Genomic DNA, 18,023 nt, shown 5'->3' with positions numbered 1-18,023 from the left:
AAACCTTGCAGGAAAAGGTGAAACCAGTGCAAAAACAGAGAGTCTTGCTTTTATCCGAGGGGTTTGGAGCCGGTCACACGCAAGCGGCCTACGCGCTCTCCAGCAGTTTACGAAAGATCGCGCCAAACGTGCAGACGAAAGTCCTGGAGCTTGGCAGTTTTTTAAACCCTAGAGTGGCGCCGATCATCATTACCGCTTACAAAAAAACGGTGTCCTCGCAACCTCGGCTTATCCGTATGATGTATCGCAGTAACTATAAAAAGTCTTTGAACCGATTGACGACGTTGGCTCTTCATCGGATTTTTTATACGCGTACGATTCAAATCATCCGTCAGCTTCATCCCGACGTGATCGTCTGTACCCATCCGATTCCAAGCGCGGTCATCTCACGCCTTAAACGGCTAGGCATGTTGGACGTCCCGCTTTGTACCGTGATTACCGATTACGATGTACACGGCGCCTGGGTTAGTCGAGAAGTGAATTGTTTCCTCGTCTCCACCGATCAAGTGCAGAAGAAACTGTTGGAACGCGGCGTAGACAAGAACAAAATTCGAATTACCGGCATACCGGTACACCCCAACTTCTGGGAGCGCCACCATAAGGAGGATATCCGCCTGCGATTCGGCTTGAAGGATATGCCTACGGTGCTCGTCATGGGCGGGGGCTGGGGCTTCATGAAGGATGAAGCGGTCAATTCGCTGCTCGCTTTGTACCGGGAGCAAATCCAGATCATCTTCTGCTTTGGTAACAATGAGAAATCGCTGGAGAAGATGAAGAAGGATCCCCGGTTCATTCATCCGAACATTCATCTGCTCGGGTTCACCAAGGAAATCGACAAGCTGATGGAAGTATCCGATTTGCTGATTACCAAACCGGGTGGCATGACCTGCTCCGAAGGGCTGGCTAAAGGCATCCCCATGTTGTTTCATAAGCCCCTTCCCGGACAGGAAGAGGAGAATTCTCATTATTTTACACAACAGGGATGGGGAACCCCCATCAATTCGTTAGACGACATAACCAATTGGGTCAAACGGTTAACTGAACAATACGACGATGTCGTTCGCAAGCGGGAAGAGGTCTTGAAACATATCGCCCTATTCCGGCCGATGCAAAGTGCCCAAGCTATCATCGATCTTCTAGCAAATACGAATTTCATCCGGAAATAAGCGGCCTGAAGGAAGGGCCTGTCGCAAAAAAAGCGGAGCTAAGGATATTCATCCTGCTCCGCTTTTGTTCGTTATTCAAACATCTCCATCTTCCGCTCCTGGTACCGCCGCACCGCCGCTTCACCAACCATGACCTCGCAGCGGTAAATCGGCATCCCTTGTCCAACGAATTTGCTCTCATACTCCGTCATGACATGGGCCTCGTTGATCCTGCCTTCATGCAAGCTGAGCGAGATGTCATTCATCTGCAGCCCCACAGCAGCGAAAGCATTCAGCGAGAACTCAAATAGCACACGTGAATCCGTCTTAAAGTGAATTTCACCGTTCTCATTCAGAAGCTGGCGGTACTTGTCCAGAAAACGCGGATGGGTCAGCCGCCGGCGCCAATGCTTCTTCTTCGGCCAAGGATCGCTGAAATTCAAATAAATACGTTCCACTTCCCCCGGCGCAAAAAACTCTTCAATCATTTCGATGTTGCCAAGCGCCAGACGAACGGTTTCCGGCTCCTTCGCTCCCTGCCCGTCCCACTTCGCGCGGACCTTCTCGCTAGCCCGGCGGATCAGCTCGTCGTACATATCCATCCCGATGAAATTCACGTCCGGATATTTCACACTCATGCCGCTGATGAACTGGCCTTTACCCATGCCAAGCTCGATGTGGATCGGCCGATCGTTGCCGAACACCTCCGCCCAGCGTCCTTTATATACCTGGGGATTCAGGACAACCAGCTCCTGCTGCTGTTCCAAATTCTCCCGTATCCCTTTTCTACCGCGTAAACGCATGTTATTCCTCCGCTTTCTTGTTATCCATTCCTTGCAATATTGTGCCGAAGATCGCCGCAAATGTAAAGCGCGTAATGAAAAAGGAACCAACCGTTCGCCGGGGAGACGAGACGAGTGATTCCTTTTTCGATATATTTTGGAATTGGGGTCCAACGTATTTGATATTTTCAAAATAACATATTCCGAAACCTGCCGCAAGGAATCAGGCAAGCACCCTTCCCCTTTTCGCGCGAAATTTGATACAATGAATCCAGTGGAAGCGGCGTAACGCGGGGCTTTCGCCGTTGTATAAATATGCATAAATTATTTTGCGACAAAATGAAGGAGCCACAATGAGTACACTGATGACGGACACTCCTACTTGGTGGGGAGACAAAAGATTTCATACATGGAATACCGAGATGCGACGCGAGTTTGGCGACAAGGTATTTAAGGTCATGCTGGATGCCGGATTCACTTGTCCCAACCGGGACGGCTCGATCGCGAAGGGGGGCTGCACTTTCTGCAGCGCTCGGGGATCGGGCGACTTCGCCGGGAGCCGAAGAGACGATCTGGTCACGCAATTTGCCACGATCCGCGACCGGCAGCATCAGAAGTGGCCGCATGCCAAGTACATCGGATATTTCCAGGCCTATACGAATACTTATGCGCCGGTGGTGGTCCTTCGTGAATATTACGAAGCGATCCTTGAGCAGCCGGGCGTCGTCGGTTTATCCATCGCCACGCGGCCGGATTGCCTGCCGGACGATGTCGTCGACTATTTGGCCGAGCTCAACGAGCGTACCTACCTCTGGGTGGAGATGGGCCTGCAAACGATTCACGAATCTACATCTACGATGATCAACCGGGCGCATGATACGCAGTGCTACCTCGATGCGGTGGAGAAGCTGCGCAAAAGAGGCATTCGCGTCTGCACGCATATTATTTACGGGCTGCCGCAAGAAACGCACGAAATGATGCTGGAAACCGGCCGCGCTGTGGCGAACATGGATGTGCAAGGGATCAAAATCCATCTGCTCCATCTGATGCGCAAAACGCCGATGGTGAAACAATATGAGGCGGGATTGCTGCGATTTCTGGAACAGGACGAATACGTCAAGCTGATCGTGGATACGCTGGAATTTCTACCGCCGGAAATGATTGTACACCGACTAACCGGGGACGCTCCGCGCGACCTACTGGTCGGACCGATGTGGAGTCTCAAGAAATGGGAAGTGCTGAACGCCATCGATGCGGAGCTTAAGCGCCGCGATTCCTGGCAAGGCAAGTTCTGGAGAGGACGCTGATCGAATATGGGCTTTCTCTCGGTATTAAGCTTCGCTCATAAGCTCGCGAGCGAGCGGCTTGCGCCCGGCGACGTCGCGGTCGACGCCACGGCGGGTACAGGCGCGGACACACTGTTCCTGGCCAAGGCCTGCGGACCGAAGGGGCGAGTTTTCGCCTTCGATATCCAGCCGCAGGCGCTGGCGCTCACGCGGGCTAGGCTGGACAAGGAGCCGTCGGACTCCATAGCCGGCGTGTCCCTGCTCCAGGCCAGCCACGCGGACATGACGGCCGTACTGCCGGCCGACGTTCACGGCCGGCTGGGCGCCGTGATGTTCAACCTCGGCTATCTCCCTGCCGAGGGCGCCGACCCGGCGCTGATTACGCTGCCGGACAGCACACTGCCAGCCCTAGAGGCTGGGCTCGGCTTACTGCGGCCGCACGGGATCTTAACCGCCGTCCTCTACACTGGCCATCCCGGCGGCGACGCCGAAGCGGCGGCGGTGGAAGCCTGGGCGGCGGCACTTCCCGCTTCCGCCGGACAAGCGATCCTCTACCGACAGCCGCAAAGGTCGGCAGCTCCGTATTTAATCGCAATCGAGAAGAGATAACAAACCATCAATTATTGGGGGTCATTCATATGGGGATTCGCAAAATCGAACATATTGGAATCCGCGTTTCGGCGCTGGAGGATTCCATTGAATTTTATGAACGAATTATCGGCATGAAGCTGCTATCCTCGATTGGTGAGGTGGGCGAACAGCTGCGACTGGCCTTCCTGACCTTCCCGGGGCAGGAATCGGTTGAAGTGGAGCTCGTATATCTCCGCGAAGGCGAAGATTTGCCGAATGAAGGCAAAGTTAATCACATCGCCTTTACGGCCAGTGATATTGAAGAGGAGTATGCCCGCATTTCCGCATTGGGCCTGTCGGGGCTCGATCCGGAAATCCGCAGTTTGCCCAACGGCTGCCGGTTCTTCTTCTTCAACGGCCCGGATGGCGAACGGATCGAATTGTTTCAACCGGCGTTCCTAGCTTGAGGTTCTTTATTAGTGCAAGTTCAAAAAGTCAGGTTTTCAGGGCCGAAGCGTATGCTTCCGAAGTGCGTTTTTTCAAAACGCTTTAGGTCGGATGAAGCTAGGGAGTGAGTAGCGGAGCGTACGTTTTGGGTACGTGAGCAACTGAAATGTTTCCGCAGGAAACATGCATCGGAAGCATAAGCTTGGGACCAGCTGAATTCAAGATTCGATGTCGAATCCACTTCGCATGCTCTGCTTCGTCATGGAAAGATGACTTATTGAACTACCTTTATTAAATTCAAGGAAAGAAGGGCTGTGCGTGGAAGAGCATACGTTTACCTTCGACAATGACACCGGCCATCGCGTCTTTGTGTACCGCTGGAGCGCTGTCGATTCCGGGGCTCCGCCGCGAGGCGTGTTGCAAATCGCCCACGGGATGGCGGAGACCGCCAAGCGCTACGAACGTCTGGCGCGGGTGCTGACCGCCCGCGGCTTCATCGTGTACGCGAACGACCACCGCGGCCACGGCCGCACCGCCAGGAGTCCGGAGGAACTGGGCTGGCCGGGCAAGCAAGGTTTTACCGGCATGGCGGAGGATATCACCCAACTCTCCGCCATCATCCGCCGGGAGCACCCGGACCTGCCGCTGTTTCTTCTCGGTCACAGCATGGGCTCCTTCCTGACCCAGAAGGTCATGTACCGGGCACCGGAGCCTTACGCCGGATTTATTCTCTCGGGGACGAACGGTCCACGAGGCCTGCTGGGCATCGGTCGTACCTTGGCCCGATTCCAAGCCCTGCTGCAAGGCGACAGCCACCCCAGCCTGTTGATGAACGCATTGACCTTCGGCAGCTTTAATCGGAACTTCCTTCCGGCGCGAACGCCGTTCGATTGGCTCTCCCGGGACGACAAGGAAGTGGATAAATACATAGCGGACCCGCACTGCGGTTTCTTGTGCAGCGCCGGCTTCTTCTTCGGCTTCTTCGGCCTGCTGCAGGAGATTCACCGTCCGGATAAGATGCGCGGCATCCCTAAGGAGAAGCCCATCTATATCTTCGGCGGCGATCTCGATCCGGTTGGCCGAAACGGTGCCGGCGTACGGCGGCTGGCCGAGTTATACACACGACTCGGCCTCAAGGATATCGCGGTAAAGCTCTATCCCGGCGGCCGCCACGAAATGCTAAACGAAATCAACCGTGACGAAGTGATGTCGGATGTGCTGGGTTGGCTAGAGAGCCGCATGCCGTCAGCCGCAGTTGCCGCAGAATAAAGACAAGAAAGCGAGCCTTCACACCGGAACCTCTAGAAGAGGAGACCCGGTCGCAGGCTCGCTTTTTTCTCTGTATTTTATACCATTACCCGTTTTAATTGCACCACATACCGCGAGCGAACTACCGCAAAGTACAGCAGCTGCGCCGCCAGGAAAGCACCAGTGGCCGTCAGCACCGGAACGGTGACATCCCCCAGCAGGAATCGGGCCCCTAGCAAAGACAAGACAACCATCGTCTGAATCCCCGAGATGACCACCGGGATGAAGAAGAGCAAGGCGATTTGCAGACTGGAGGAATAACGCATTTCTCGGTCTCCCAGCCCAATCTTCGACAACGAATGGTACATGCGCCGGTCCTGATTCAACTCGCTGTACAGTTTGAAATACAGAAAGCTGGCGGAGGACACCGAGAAAATTGCGGCGATAAAGATCCCAACGAAACTCAGCATCGAGAGCTGTTCCCGAGTTTCCGCATACGCCCGGCCACGGGAGCTCATGTAATTGTCGGTCACTCCGTTTTCAAGCCGGTTCATCATCCCATAATACAGGCTCTTCCCGATCACGATATTGGGGTCCTGAAGCCCAGGAGCCCCCTTCTGCTGCCAAGCCGGAATGTAGAAATCGATATTGCGATACAATCGATTCTGATTTTCTGCCGACAAGCCATTCTTCAACCCCGCAAAATCAGCGTCGGACAACACGACAACGGAGGTGTGGCTGTTGGTTCCGGTCAACGAAACCACGCTTGGCTGCAGCTCGAGCTGCAGGGGCTCCTCCAGAAACGATAGGGATAACGGGATCGTCTCCCCCTTCAGCACGTTCGCCGCCGCTGACCCCTCCATGGCATAAGCAATGGCCCGCCCCTTGCCTATCTCCGGTAAGGACTTCGCTCCCAGCAGTGCTGCAGCCTTGTTATATTCTGAACGTGAAACGACATCCACATAGAAATTCGATGAACCGATGTAGCCAAAGAACGACTCCCGCTCGAGGGTCTCATAACGGACTCCTTGTTTGGACAGCTGCTCATCAATCCAGGCCATGTCCGCCTCCACGAACTCTTGTTCATAGACGCCGTACGAGAAGGCAAATGGGTTGTCTGTATAAACCCGCTCATTTTGGGCATTGGCTGCCAGAATGACGCCAACGCTCATACATGCCAGCGAAATGGCAACGGTGACCATAAACAACATCCGTGCGTTATCTTTGATCTTGTAGGCCATTTCAGACACCCAAAGGAGCCGGGTCCCGCGCCATAACAGGCGGCGACTGCGCTTCAGCAGCCGGATGAGTGCCACCGTCACCTGGGTATAGAAAAAATAGGTCCCCCATATCCCCGTTGCGGCTGCCAGCATCACTTTAGAGAAGTCCAGGCCATCTCCGCCCTTCAGAAGCAGCACCGCACTGGTCAGCAGCGCTACGCCAAGCAGAGCCAACACCCAGGAAACCCGTGGCTCCGTCTTCGGCTTGCTACCGCCGCCGAGCAGTTCGATCACCCGATTTTTCCGAAAGAAGACCAATGTAAATACCGACAACACCACAAACAGAACGAGGAATGCAACCGCCGTGAATCCCATCGCCTTCCAAGGCATGTAGAACGGCAATCGGTTCATCCCCGTCACCTTCACGCTCAGTAGCAGGAACAGCTTGGACAGTAGAAGCCCCCCAGCCAAGCCCGCAGCGATGGACCCGACGCCAATGATCAGGTTTTCGAGGAATACAAGCCGATTAATAGAGCCGGTAGTCGCTCCCAGCAGCGACAACACGCCAAACTCCTTACTGCGCGCCTTCAAGAAACTGCCGATGGAAAATAACACGAACAGAATAGAAAACACGAAAATGATATATTCCGCCACTTCCATCCCAATCCCCGTCATCCGCCCCATTTCACTCTTTGCCAGATCCGGGTGAAAAATAAACATCGCATAGGTGAAAAAGATCATCACCATAAACGCGCTGCTCAGGAAATAAGCAAAGTAGGCCCGGGCGTTGCGTTTGACGTTGTTAAACGCGAATTGAAGAAAGTTCATGCGCATTCCCTCCCAAGTACGACAGCATGTCGATGATCTTCTGGAAAAAGGCCTGCCTGCTGTCACCCCGGTGGATTTCGTTCGTCAGCCTGCCGTCCTTGATGAACACAACTCGATCGCAATAGCTGGCTGCCAGCGGATCATGGCTGACCAGCATCATCGTGGTGCCTTCGGTGCGATTCAAGGTCTCCAGCAGCTCCATGACGTTGCGGGAGGCATTCGAATCCAGCGAGCCCGTCGGTTCGTCAGCCAACAGCAGTGAAGGCGAAGAGATCATTGCGCGTGCGATCGCAGCCCGCTGCCGCTGCCCTCCGGAAATTTCATAGGTTCGTTTGCCGAGAATGTCTGTGATCCCCAGCCGGTGAGCGATCGCCTGCAGCTTCTGCTCCATCTCCCGGAACGGACGATAATCCAGCGTTAAGGGAAGAACGATATTCTCCGCGACAGTAAGCGTGTCCAGCAGATTGAAATCCTGGAACACGAACCCCAGCTCGCGACGGCGAAAGGCGGCAAGCTCCCTCCGTTTCAAGGCATGTGGATTCTTCCTGTTGATCCGCACCTCGCCCGAGCTGGGCGTATCGATGGTCGAGACCAGATTGAGCAGGGTCGTTTTCCCGCTGCCAGAGGGTCCCATAATCCCGACGAATTCCCCTTTTTCAATCGTCAACTCTATGTCCTGCAGCGCGCGCGTCGCAATCTTTCCCGGGTATACCTTGTTTAAACCCTGGACCTTGAGCATTTCCATTTGTTACGAATCCCCTTTCGTGGAGCCTTCGGCGAGCTTGGTTATTGCCGCGGCTCGGGTGGTTATGGTAATACTCTAACCTATCGTCGGGTAGGGAGCCATCGAAGTAACTTAATGTAATCTTAAAAGTTTGTAAGGTTGTGTTCGGGCAAAAAAACACAGCGGTTCCGCTGATCCTTGAGAAACCGATCAACGATACCCCTGCGCTCTACAACGGCAGCTGCCGCTCAAACAGTAAGCTTACTGTCGTTCCTTGTCCCGGCGTGGACGCAAGTTCCACACGATGCCCCAGGCGGCTGCACACCTCATGGACCAAATAGAGCCCCATCCCGGTCGACTCGCTGTATTGCCGTCCGCGTTGTCCCGTGTAATAAGGCTCGAAGACACGGCGAATATCTTCTTTCAAGATGCCGATCCCATAGTCGCGAACGTCGAGTACCATCTTCTTGCCGCGTACGTACGCCGTAAACTCCACCTTGTCCCCTACCCCGGCCGAGTAATTCACCGCGTTCGTGATTAATTGGCCGAGCACAAACGTCAGCCACTTCTTGTCGGAATACACCTCAAGCTCCTCGCCGATGCGAATGTCCGGGTACACGCCCTTACGGATAAACCACTTGCGGTGGTCGGCAACGGCCTCATTCACCACATCCAGAAGCGGAACCGGTGCCACGTGAAAATCATGCTCGAACTGCTCCAGCCGGGAGGTGTACAATGCCATCTCCAGCCCCTTGCGTAATCGGTCAAGCTCCTCCTGAATGCTGTCGAGCACGGATTCCGGAAACGATTCTTTCTCACGTTCATTCTCCAGCGTGAGCTGGATGACTGAGATCGGCGTCTTCATCTGGTGAACCCAACGGCCCGAAAAGGCTAATTGCTGTTCGCGTTGCTTGCCGTTGCGATAAAACTCCGACTCATATAACCGGTACCCCGTCTCGAGCAGTTCATGCAAAGCCAAAGCAAGCGGAGTTTCCCCCGCCGGCTGCAGCAACTCCTCCAGTGTCTGCGGCGGTTCCATCATCCGCCGGTACACCCCCCGGTTGCTAACGTAACGGTAGATCAAGTAGAACAGCAGCAACGTAAAGCTAAGCAGTAGGGCATAAACGGCTATTTCGGCCTGGCGGTTCCCGGCCAACCAGTATAAGAAAGGAACCAACAGAATTTGCGGCACGAGAAACAGCAGCAGCGGGACATGTTCCTTCCAAAACAACCTCATTCCGAGGTCTCCCCGGCGTCAAGATGTCCATTCGCTTGCAGCAGATACCCTGCTCCGCGTACCGTCTCCACCGCTTCCTCCATACCTAACTCCTTCAGCTTTTTGCGGATGCGGGTGACGTATACGTTTAACGTATTGTCGTCGATAAAATGATGGCCCTGCCACATCAGATCCAGCAGCTTCTCCCGGCTGACGACGCGGCCTGCTTTTTGCAGGAGCGCTTCCAGGAGTACCGCTTCCTTCTGCGTCAGCAGCACGTTCGTCTCCCCCTTGGTCACGGTAAACCGTTCAGGGTAAAGGACTAGACCCGCCGCACTTACGGTCCGCTCCTCCTGCTTAGCGGAATAATCGCCATAGGCCCGCCGCAAGTGGCTGCGAATCTTGGCCATCACGACCTCGTAGGAGAACGGCTTGGTGATGTAGTCGTCGGCGCCGTTATCGAGCGCCATCACCTGATCCATCCCGCTTTCACGCGCAGAGAGGAACAGGATCGGGCAGGTGGATAACCCACGGATTTGCCGGCACCAATAGAAGCCGTCATATTTCGGTAAATTGACATCCAGCAGCACCATATCGGCGGCAGATTCCCGAAACTCGTCCAGCACCCGGCCGAAGTCGTTCACCCGCACCGCACGGTAACCATATTTCTCGATATGCCCGGATAACATCCCGGCCATTTTGGCGTCGTCTTCAACGATCAGGATCGTAAACATCCCTCAGTGCACTCCTCACTTGGCCAGGGTACGGTGCTGCAGGGACCAGGCACTTAAAGGCGCATGGAAGAACACCGGTTGCTCATCCGGCTCCTGCTGGTAGAGAACGACCAACAGCGTTCCTTGCGGCGTCCCTTCTGCGGTCCACGGCCCAGAAGAAATCTCCGCGTCTTCTCTAGTCAACACATCGCTTAGCGAGAACGGCAATTCCTCAATGCAGGCGTATTTCTGCAAGTCGCGTTCGTCCAGGCCGTATGACGCGAACCGTTCGGACAGGGCGGCCGGCGTATCTGCCAACGCCCGGAAATAATCGCTGCGACGGTCTTTGTCCATCCGGTCCTCCCACCATATTTTCCGCGGCTTGTACTTGTGTCCCAAGAGATAGTCGAGCTTCATCAGACCCAACATTATCTCCGGTTCTTTCAAGGACCGTTGGCCCAAAAATACATGAAGCCGGGAGAACAAATCCTCCAATTGATGACCGATGCGCTGCCAGCCTTGTTCCTCCCAATAATCGCCGAACCCTTGGAAGAAATCGAAAGGCGAGTCAAATTCATGGGTCACCAGGTATTCCAGCGTATGGTCCATCCGGTGAGCATTCCAATATTTCTCCAATACGTCCTCCAGCCGTTTCAGCCGGATCACATCCGTAAACGGCAGCACATCGTTGCCCAGGATTTCATAGGGTGCGTGGTCCATGAAAACATAGTTGTATTTGGCCGCGTCGTTGCGCAGCCCAGTCCCGCGCAGCATCTTCAAGAAGCCGAGCTGCAGTTCCTCGGGACGCATGGCGAACACGTCATTAAACGTCTTGCGGAACGTAGCGTAATCCTCTTCCGGCAGTCCGGCGATCAAATCGAGATGCTGGTCGATTTTGCCGCTCTCTTTGATTTTGGTCACGGTCCGGGTTAACTTGGTGAAATTCTGGCGGCGCTTCACCAGCTCATTGGTTGGATCATTCGTCGACTGGACGCCGATTTCGAAACGGAAGATCCCGGGCGGCGCGTTCTCCGCCAAATAATCCAACACCTCCGGCCGCATGATATCCGCGGTGATCTCGAACTGGAAGACACAGCCCTGATGGTTATTAATGAGAAATTCGAACATTTCCATCGCATAGCTGCGGTTAATATTAAAGGTACGGTCAAGGAATTTAATGATCTTCGCGCCATGCTCGATCAAGTACAAAATGTCCGCCTTCACCCGTTCAATATCGTAATACCGCACGCCTACCTCGATGCTCGAGAGGCAAAACTGGCAGCTGAACGGGCAACCGCGACTCGTCTCGAAGTAAACGATACGTTTGCCAAGGTTAGGGATATCCTCAGGGAAGCGATGCGGCGAAGGTAACGTGTTCAAATCGGACTTCGGCCGTCCCGGATTGAGCACGATCTCTTCACCTTTGCGGTAGGCCGCGCCAAAGACGAAGTGGAACTTCCGCTCTCCGGACAGTTCCTGCAGCAGATGGTGGAACGTCTCCTCACCATCCCCCATCACGATAAAGTCGACCTCTGGAGCACGCTCCATCCAATATTTCGTGTCATAGCTGACCTCGGGTCCGCCCAATACGATCTTCACTTCCGGCAGTACCTTCTTGAGTAACGCGACCAGTTTGATCGTCTCTTCGATGTTCCAAATATAGCAGGAGAAGCCAATCACATCGGGTTTGCGGCCAAACAAGTCCGCTACAATGTTCATGACCGGGTCCTTGATCGTGTATTCCGCCAGATCAATGTCAAACTCGTTGCCGCTGTAGGCCTTAAGCAGCCGGATGGCCAGCGAGGTATGGATAAATTTTGCGTTAAGCGTCGCCAATATGACTTTCACAAGCTCACAACCCTATTCCATATTTTGAAAAAACTCCAGAAACGGCTTTCCATATTTGCGATATTTCACTTCGCCGACACCTTTGATTCTCAGCATATCCGCTTCGTGGATCGGACAGACGACACTCATCTCGCGCAGCGTCGCATCGTTGAAAATAATGTAGGAAGGCACATGCTCCTTCTCGGCCAAATCGCGGCGGATCAGGCGCAGCTGTTCGAACACCGTCTCATTAACGGCGGACGGACCTTCGTCGTACCCGCGGCGCCGTGAACCGGAAGACGATTTGGATGGGACCGCCGGCTCCGGCGCGCGCATCATGACTTGATGGCGACCCTTCAGCACCTCGACCGCCAACGGCTGCAGCCGGACAACCGGGTACTGCCCTTCGGACAAAGCTAAATAGCCTTCCGCAACAAATACGTTGATCAGCTCGGAGATTTCCTTCTCCGTATGCGTTCGCAGCATGCCGTAGGTTGGCAGCTGGTCAAATCCATACTGCAGCACTTTCTTGTTCTGCGAACCCTTCAGCACGGAAGCGACAAGCGATACGCCAAATCGTTCTCGCATCCGGTGGATGCAGGAGAAGACAATTTGCGCGTCGCGGGTCATATCAACGAGCTCCCGTTCGTCTCGGCAGGAGCTGCAGATCCCGCAAGGCTTGTGGTCGTGAGCTTCGCCGAAATAATCCAGCATCGCCCACCGCAAGCAGCTGGTCTGATAGCAATATTCGATCATCTGCTGCAGCTTGCGATATTCGTTGCGCTTGCGATCCCCTTCCTGCGGATTTTGCTCGATCAGAAATTTCTGCGTCATGATGTCCTGCGGACTGAACAGCAGGATACATTCGCTGGGCTCTCCGTCCCGGCCTGCCCGCCCGGCTTCCTGTACGTAGGCTTCCATGTTCTTCGGCATATTGTAGTGGATTACGTAACGAACGTTCGATTTGTCGATCCCCATCCCGAAAGCGTTCGTTGCCACCATCACGCGAATGTCGTCATAGAGAAAAGCCTCCTGGCTCTCCTCACGCTCCTTGTCGGACAAGCCGGCATGGTAACGGCCGGCAGGAATGCCGGCGCGTCGCAGCCGCTCGTACAGGTCGTCGACCTCCTTGCGTGTCGCGGCATAGACGATGCCGGGCTGGTGGGCATGCGTGTTCGCGTAATTCAGGACAAATTCGCGTTTGTTCTCACCGCGCAGCACCGACATCGACAGGTTGTCCCGGCCAAGGCCGGTCACGAACACGGACGGTTCCGCAAGGCGCAACAGGCGGACCATGTCGTCCATGACCTCCGGCGTTGCTGTAGCCGTGAAGGCCGCCAGGATCGGCCGCTGCGGCAGCGACTCCACAAACGGGGAGACCGCCAGATAACTTGTCCGGAAGTCATGGCCCCACTGCGAAACGCAGTGCGCTTCGTCGACGGCGACGCAGGAGATCGTGAGCCCGCTCATTTCCTCGCGGAACCAATCCAGCTCCAGCCGCTCCGGGGCCACATACAGCAGCTTAATCTCGCCGCGGCGCGCCGCCCGGATGCGGTCGTTCACTTCCTTGCCCGACAGCGTGCTGTTGATGTAAGCGGCGGAGACGCCCATCGCCGTGAGCGCATCCACCTGGTCCTTCATCAACGAGATCAACGGCGACACGACCAAGGTTAGACCTGGCAGCATCAAGGCCGGGATCTGGTAACAGATCGATTTCCCGCCGCCCGTTGGCATGATGCCCAAGGTGTCCGCGCCGGTCAGAACGCTCTCAACGATCCGCCGCTGTCCTTCACGGAAATCGGGATAACCGTAATATTTTTGCAGCAGTTGCTGCGCATGTTCCATTGTTAGTACTTCCGTGCTCATTTCACCATTTCTCCTAACTTCCCATTAGGCCGTTATCCTCCCGGATTTCGGGACAGACCGGCTTTATGCACTTTTAAGTTTACCGGGGTTTGGGGAAATGGGCAACCGCTGCAGCGGGTACATAAACTTTTCCAAAAAAACCAACACTCTCTATTAATAAAGCGATAAGACCGGAGGCGGCGGATATGCTGGATTGGAAAGCCAATTACGAAGCATTTAAGAAAAAACATCCCTCACATCCAATTGAAACACCTTCTTCCTCAGACGCCTCCTCCGGCATGGGTAGCGAGCTGGGGCAGCTTGAAACCGATCTGGACGATAATTTGCGCTCGATTCAGAACAGAATAAGAAATTCTTCGGATATGGTAGTCCGCCGAGTGAAGATCATGGGCAGACGCAGCGCCGCTCTGCTGTTCCTCTCATCCCTGACGGATGCAAAGTTGATTCAGGAAGGGATTGTTGCTCCTTTGCAGGCTCCGCCTCTTGCCTTTGAGCCAAGAATAGAGGAGGATTTACATCGTCAAGTGGACCTATTTGATCTGGTATACCAAGAGCGGGTGCACGCCAACCTGGGTCAACGAAGCTCCGATTGGGACGTTCTCTTGGATCAGCTCATGAAGGGGCAAACGCTGTTGTTCATCGACGGCTATGCCGAAGCGATGACTTTCGATACCCGATTGGTTGAGAAGAGAGCGATCGAGCAGCCTCAGACGGAGCAGGTGATCCGCGGTTCGCGCGACGGATTTATCGAGCAGTTGGAGACGAACTTATCGCTCATCCGTTATCGCCTGCAATCCGCCGATCTAGTTATCGAAACCGGCGAGCTGGGCTCCCGCACCAAATCGAAGACGGCCGTCTGCTACATCGACGGCATCGCCAATCCAGATTTGATAAGTGAGGTGATGCGACGTCTGTCCAAAATCGATATTGACGGCATCATCGACGCCGGTTACATCGAACAGTTTATCGAGGATCAGCCGATTTCCCCGTTTCCGCAAATCCAAAACACGGAACGGGCGGACAAGACGGTAGCCGCCTTATTGGAAGGCAGGGTTGCCATCCTGGTGGACGGTTCCTCCTTCGCGTTAATTGCCCCTTCTTTGTTCGACCAATATTTCCAAACGATTGACGACTATTCGGAACGGTTTATGATCGCCAGCCTGCTGCGACTCGTCCGGTTGATGGCCTTGCTCTTCTCAGTGTTTTTTCCGTCTTTGTACGTCTCCGTCATCTCCTACAACCCCGAGCTCTTGCCAACCGATTTTGCCGTGGCGATATCCGGCGGACGCGCTGGTGTTCCCTTCCCCGCCATGCTGGAGGTGTTGATTATGGAAGCTTCGATGGAGATCCTGAGAGAAGCGACGATTCGCCTTCCGCAAATGATCGGCGGCGCGTTGTCGATCGTTGGCGTTCTGGTGATCGGACAAGCTGCCGTTTCCGCCGGCCTGTCGAGCCCGATCACCGTGGTGATCGTGGCCCTGACGACGATCGGCTCCTTTGCAACTCCCGCCTATAATGCGGCGATCGCCATGCGAATGCTGCGTTTCCCGCTGATCATACTGGCCGGCTTATTCGGATTGTACGGCGTCGTGTTGGGCAGCATTTTCATCATTAATCATATGTTGTACCTGGAATCGTTTGGCGTTCCGTTTCTGCAGTCCATCCTGGCTAAGAAACGCGCGGGGTTCGTGGATACGTTGATCCGGGCTCCCCTGTGGTGGATGGGGAAACGTCCCAGCTACCTTCATGCCCTAGATGATACGCGACGCGCTGAAGGTACATTCCAAGCGAATATCGATAAGATCTTTGATCCGGAGGAAAAAGCCGATGCAGAAAACGCAGAAAATCAGCACAACTCAGCTGGCCATCGTCATCAGTAGCACGATCTTTGGCCCCTACGTTCTGAGTTTTCCAAAAATTATCGCCGAAGCGGCCGATAACGCTGCTCCTCTTATGACCATTGCGGGCACCTGCTGCGCCATCTTCAGCTTGTTCGTGTATACCCGGATCAGCCAAAGATTCAGTGATCAGACGTTGTTTAGCTACAGTCAGATCGTGATTGGAAAGCTCCCTGCCCTGCTCGCTAACCTTCTTGTGTTCGCCTGCTTCTTCATCACATCGGCGATGTTATTCCGCCAGTTCGGGGAAGTGTTGTCTACCGTCGTCTTCCGAAGAACTCCCATCGAAATCAGTATCCTGATGATCTTGGTCCTGGTCGCCTTATCCTGCCGGAGGGATACGGTTAAATTCACCTATGTCCACCTGTTCTATTGGCCGTTTGTCATCCTGCCCTTCCTCTTCGTCATCATGATGTCCATGAAATCCGTGCATCTCCTAAATTGGCTGCCCCTGCTCGGCAATGACACCCCAAATGGGTTACCGGCATTGCTATCCCCGGCCTCCCTTTATTTGGGCTCCTTCATTATTACGATTATGCTTCCGATTACAGAGAAACCACGTCATGCGATGAAAGCGGCAATGCTGGGCATTACCGTCAGCGCCTGCTTATATCTGCTGTTGGTTTTGTCCACGATTGGGATTTACGGTGTTCAGGAGACCCTCCATTTGTTATATCCCACCTTGGAAATGGCGCGATCGATTGCAATTGGCGGTGATGTGATTGAACGTTTGGATGCGATTTTTATTATTATGTGGGTCATTAATGTGTACACGTCCATGTTTTCAACCTATTTTCTAACTTCTCTTTCATTAAGTCATATGTTTCAGCTACAAGACCATCGCCTTGTGACTACCTTGCTGATCCCTTTATTGTTTGCCGTTTCCTTACTTCCACAGGATCAGCTCCAGCTGTACAAATTCTCTCGAATCGCCGACGGGACCGGGTATCTCTTCCTGACCGGCTACGCTCTGCTTCTGTGGATCGTTGCCGTGATCAGACGAAAGGGCGGGCAGCCGCATGAGTAAAAAACAGGTTCGTTGGGTACTGGGCTTACTGAGCATGACTCTGGCGCTTCACTTGACCGGCTGCTGGGATCAGGTTGAAATTGAAAATCGTGCCCTGGTGCTTGGCTTAGCCATCGATGAGGCTCCTCCCGATACTGCGAAGCTGGAACCGGTCGTTTCCCATCAGAAGAATGAACCCTTACCGAAGAAGATGCTCCGGGTAACCGCCCAAATCGCAGTCCCCGGTCGAGTCCCCCTCGGTCCAAGCAACGGCGGCGCGGGGAGCGGCGGCGATGGAGAAAGCCCGGTGTGGGTTGTTCATGTATATGGGCATAGTCTGGACGAGGCGCTGAACAATTTGCAGCAGCAAATTGCCGATCCCCGTTACCTCATCCATTTGCGAGTGATCGTGATTAGCAAGGGCATCGCTGAAGACGGGCTGGACGAACTCAACGACTTTTTACGCCGTAATCCAGAAGTCCGTCGCCGTACGTGGCTGCTTGTCTCCGAGACCGAAGCGGCGAAGCTCATGAAGGTGGCTCCCCCGCTCGAGCGTGTGCCTACGCTATATCTTCAGGCAATGGTCGAGAAATCCATCATGATGGGAAAATTCCCTCCTAACTATATAGGCGAGTTTTGGATCGAGGAATCGAACTGGGGGCAAGACGGATATCTGCCTTACGTCACGATCCAAGGCAAGGAGAACATTCTCATTAAGGGGTTGGCTTACTTCAGCGGAGGACGTCTTGCCGGAACCAGCACGGCCGTTGATATCGGGGCTTATATGGCGGTCAAAGGATACAATCCCGGAGGTTATTCCGCTTTGATCCGAGTACCCGACCTCGGTTACGTCATGATCAAGATCACGGAACGGCATGCAAAAACCGATATTCGCATCGCTGGGGGTAAACCCCAAGTGAATCTCAAGATTCATGTCGAAGGGGTATTGGACGAGCATTTTGATTCAGGACGGAATGTCAGCTCTGAGACGGACATCGACGTCATCGAAGAAGCGTTTGAACATAATGCGACGAAGTTAATCCAAATGTTCTGCGAACAAACGCAGCGCCACCGTTCCGACATTTTTGGCTTTGGTGAATATGTGAGGGCTTATCATCCTGGATTCTGGAAGAGCAACATTCGCCAAAAAAGCGATTGGGAGCAAATGTATGCGGATATTCCGATCTCCATTAAACTAGCCATTTCGATCCGTCGAACCGGCTTAAAAGCAAAATAGGAGGTGTTGT

At 54.2% G+C, this 18,023-nt stretch carries 15 protein-coding genes; 8 read left to right on the top strand and 7 right to left on the bottom strand.

Annotation, left to right across the window (positions count from 1 at the left end):
- Window positions 1-26: 26 nt before the first annotated feature.
- A complete protein-coding gene (locus M0651_RS02145) occupies window positions 27-1,166 on the top strand; it encodes an MGDG synthase family glycosyltransferase (RefSeq protein ID WP_248550192.1) in 1,140 nt (379 codons plus the stop codon).
- Window positions 1,167-1,237: 71 nt separating this feature from the next.
- Here the strand turns inward: M0651_RS02145 and trmB are convergent, their stop codons facing one another.
- The gene (gene trmB, locus M0651_RS02140; protein ID WP_248550191.1) at window positions 1,238-1,948 is read right to left on the bottom strand and encodes a tRNA (guanosine(46)-N7)-methyltransferase TrmB; all 711 of its coding nucleotides are present in this window, start codon (window positions 1,946-1,948) and stop codon (window positions 1,238-1,240) included.
- Window positions 1,949-2,280: 332 nt separating this feature from the next.
- Here trmB and mnmL point away from each other — a divergent pair, with 332 nt between their 5' ends.
- From mnmL to M0651_RS02120, 4 genes are all read left to right on the top strand, one after another.
- Complete coding sequence (gene mnmL / locus M0651_RS02135) at window positions 2,281-3,234, top strand: tRNA modification radical SAM protein MnmL/YtqA (protein ID WP_248550190.1); 954 nt, start codon at window positions 2,281-2,283, stop codon at window positions 3,232-3,234.
- Window positions 3,235-3,240: 6 nt separating this feature from the next.
- Entirely contained in the window at window positions 3,241-3,822 is a 582-nt protein-coding gene (gene mnmM, locus M0651_RS02130; protein ID WP_248550189.1) for a tRNA 5-(aminomethyl)-2-thiouridylate-methyltransferase MnmM, read from the top strand.
- A 29-nt stretch (window positions 3,823-3,851) separates the two neighbouring features.
- Window positions 3,852-4,250, top strand: a complete 399-nt coding sequence (locus tag M0651_RS02125; protein ID WP_248550188.1) for a VOC family protein — start codon at window positions 3,852-3,854, stop codon at window positions 4,248-4,250.
- A gap of 298 nt (window positions 4,251-4,548) precedes the next feature.
- Window positions 4,549-5,499, top strand: coding sequence for an alpha/beta hydrolase (locus M0651_RS02120; RefSeq protein WP_248550187.1), 951 nt, complete (start codon window positions 4,549-4,551; stop codon window positions 5,497-5,499).
- Window positions 5,500-5,576: 77 nt separating this feature from the next.
- On the opposite strand, the gene M0651_RS02115 is transcribed toward M0651_RS02120, so the two are convergent.
- From M0651_RS02115 to recQ, 6 genes are all read right to left on the bottom strand, one after another.
- Window positions 5,577-7,526 (bottom strand): FtsX-like permease family protein, encoded by a 1,950-nt coding sequence (locus M0651_RS02115; protein ID WP_248550186.1) that lies wholly within the window; start codon window positions 7,524-7,526, stop codon window positions 5,577-5,579.
- Window positions 7,501-8,271, bottom strand: a complete 771-nt coding sequence (locus M0651_RS02110; RefSeq protein WP_248550185.1) for an ABC transporter ATP-binding protein — start codon at window positions 8,269-8,271, stop codon at window positions 7,501-7,503. The genes M0651_RS02115 and M0651_RS02110 overlap by 26 nt, the downstream gene beginning before the upstream one ends.
- Window positions 8,272-8,479: 208 nt before the next feature.
- On the bottom strand, window positions 8,480-9,487 hold the full coding sequence (locus M0651_RS02105; protein ID WP_248550184.1) for a sensor histidine kinase: 1,008 nt from the start codon (window positions 9,485-9,487) through the stop codon (window positions 8,480-8,482).
- On the bottom strand, window positions 9,484-10,200 hold the full coding sequence (locus tag M0651_RS02100; RefSeq protein WP_248550183.1) for a response regulator transcription factor: 717 nt from the start codon (window positions 10,198-10,200) through the stop codon (window positions 9,484-9,486). The genes M0651_RS02105 and M0651_RS02100 overlap by 4 nt, the downstream gene beginning before the upstream one ends.
- Window positions 10,201-10,215: 15 nt before the next feature.
- On the bottom strand, window positions 10,216-12,027 hold the full coding sequence (locus M0651_RS02095) for a B12-binding domain-containing radical SAM protein (RefSeq protein ID WP_248550182.1): 1,812 nt from the start codon (window positions 12,025-12,027) through the stop codon (window positions 10,216-10,218).
- 12 nt (window positions 12,028-12,039) lie between these two features.
- Entirely contained in the window at window positions 12,040-13,872 is a 1,833-nt protein-coding gene (recQ, locus tag M0651_RS02090) for a DNA helicase RecQ (protein ID WP_248550181.1), read from the bottom strand.
- A gap of 185 nt (window positions 13,873-14,057) precedes the next feature.
- Between recQ and M0651_RS02085 the strand changes: the two genes are divergently transcribed.
- The 3 genes from M0651_RS02085 to M0651_RS02075 are packed head-to-tail and all read left to right on the top strand — an operon-like array spanning window position 14,058 to window position 18,013.
- Window positions 14,058-15,752, top strand: coding sequence for a spore germination protein (locus tag M0651_RS02085; RefSeq protein ID WP_248550180.1), 1,695 nt, complete (start codon window positions 14,058-14,060; stop codon window positions 15,750-15,752).
- Window positions 15,700-16,797, top strand: coding sequence for a GerAB/ArcD/ProY family transporter (locus tag M0651_RS02080; RefSeq protein ID WP_248550179.1), 1,098 nt, complete (start codon window positions 15,700-15,702; stop codon window positions 16,795-16,797). Before M0651_RS02085 ends, M0651_RS02080 begins: the two co-directional genes overlap by 53 nt.
- On the top strand, window positions 16,790-18,013 hold the full coding sequence (locus M0651_RS02075) for a Ger(x)C family spore germination protein (protein WP_248550178.1): 1,224 nt from the start codon (window positions 16,790-16,792) through the stop codon (window positions 18,011-18,013). Before M0651_RS02080 ends, M0651_RS02075 begins: the two co-directional genes overlap by 8 nt.
- The last annotated feature ends 10 nt before the right edge of the window (window positions 18,014-18,023 follow it).

The organism is Paenibacillus mellifer (genome assembly GCF_023195895.1).
Taxonomy (GTDB): Bacteria; Bacillota; Bacilli; order Paenibacillales; family Paenibacillaceae; genus Fontibacillus; species Fontibacillus mellifer.
Note: the sequence above shows the minus strand (reverse complement) of the source record. Positions and strands in the feature narration are given on the sequence as shown.

Excerpts from the sequence above, each read along its gene's own strand:
- M0651_RS02075 (WP_248550178.1), top strand. The coding sequence starts at position 16,790 with ATGAGTAAAAAACAGGTTCGTTGGGTACTGGGCTTACTGAGCATGACT.
- recQ (WP_248550181.1), bottom strand. The coding sequence starts at position 13,872 with ATGAGCACGGAAGTACTAACAATGGAACATGCGCAGCAACTGCTGCAA.
- M0651_RS02110 (WP_248550185.1), bottom strand. The coding sequence starts at position 8,271 with ATGGAAATGCTCAAGGTCCAGGGTTTAAACAAGGTATACCCGGGAAAG.
- M0651_RS02105 (WP_248550184.1), bottom strand. The coding sequence starts at position 9,487 with ATGAGGTTGTTTTGGAAGGAACATGTCCCGCTGCTGCTGTTTCTCGTG.
- M0651_RS02100 (WP_248550183.1), bottom strand. The coding sequence starts at position 10,200 with ATGTTTACGATCCTGATCGTTGAAGACGACGCCAAAATGGCCGGGATG.
- M0651_RS02115 (WP_248550186.1), bottom strand. The coding sequence starts at position 7,526 with ATGAACTTTCTTCAATTCGCGTTTAACAACGTCAAACGCAACGCCCGG.
- M0651_RS02080 (WP_248550179.1), top strand. The coding sequence starts at position 15,700 with ATGCAGAAAACGCAGAAAATCAGCACAACTCAGCTGGCCATCGTCATC.
- mnmM (WP_248550189.1), top strand. The coding sequence starts at position 3,241 with ATGGGCTTTCTCTCGGTATTAAGCTTCGCTCATAAGCTCGCGAGCGAG.
- mnmL (WP_248550190.1), top strand. The coding sequence starts at position 2,281 with ATGAGTACACTGATGACGGACACTCCTACTTGGTGGGGAGACAAAAGA.
- M0651_RS02125 (WP_248550188.1), top strand. The coding sequence starts at position 3,852 with ATGGGGATTCGCAAAATCGAACATATTGGAATCCGCGTTTCGGCGCTG.
- trmB (WP_248550191.1), bottom strand. The coding sequence starts at position 1,948 with ATGCGTTTACGCGGTAGAAAAGGGATACGGGAGAATTTGGAACAGCAG.
- M0651_RS02085 (WP_248550180.1), top strand. The coding sequence starts at position 14,058 with ATGCTGGATTGGAAAGCCAATTACGAAGCATTTAAGAAAAAACATCCC.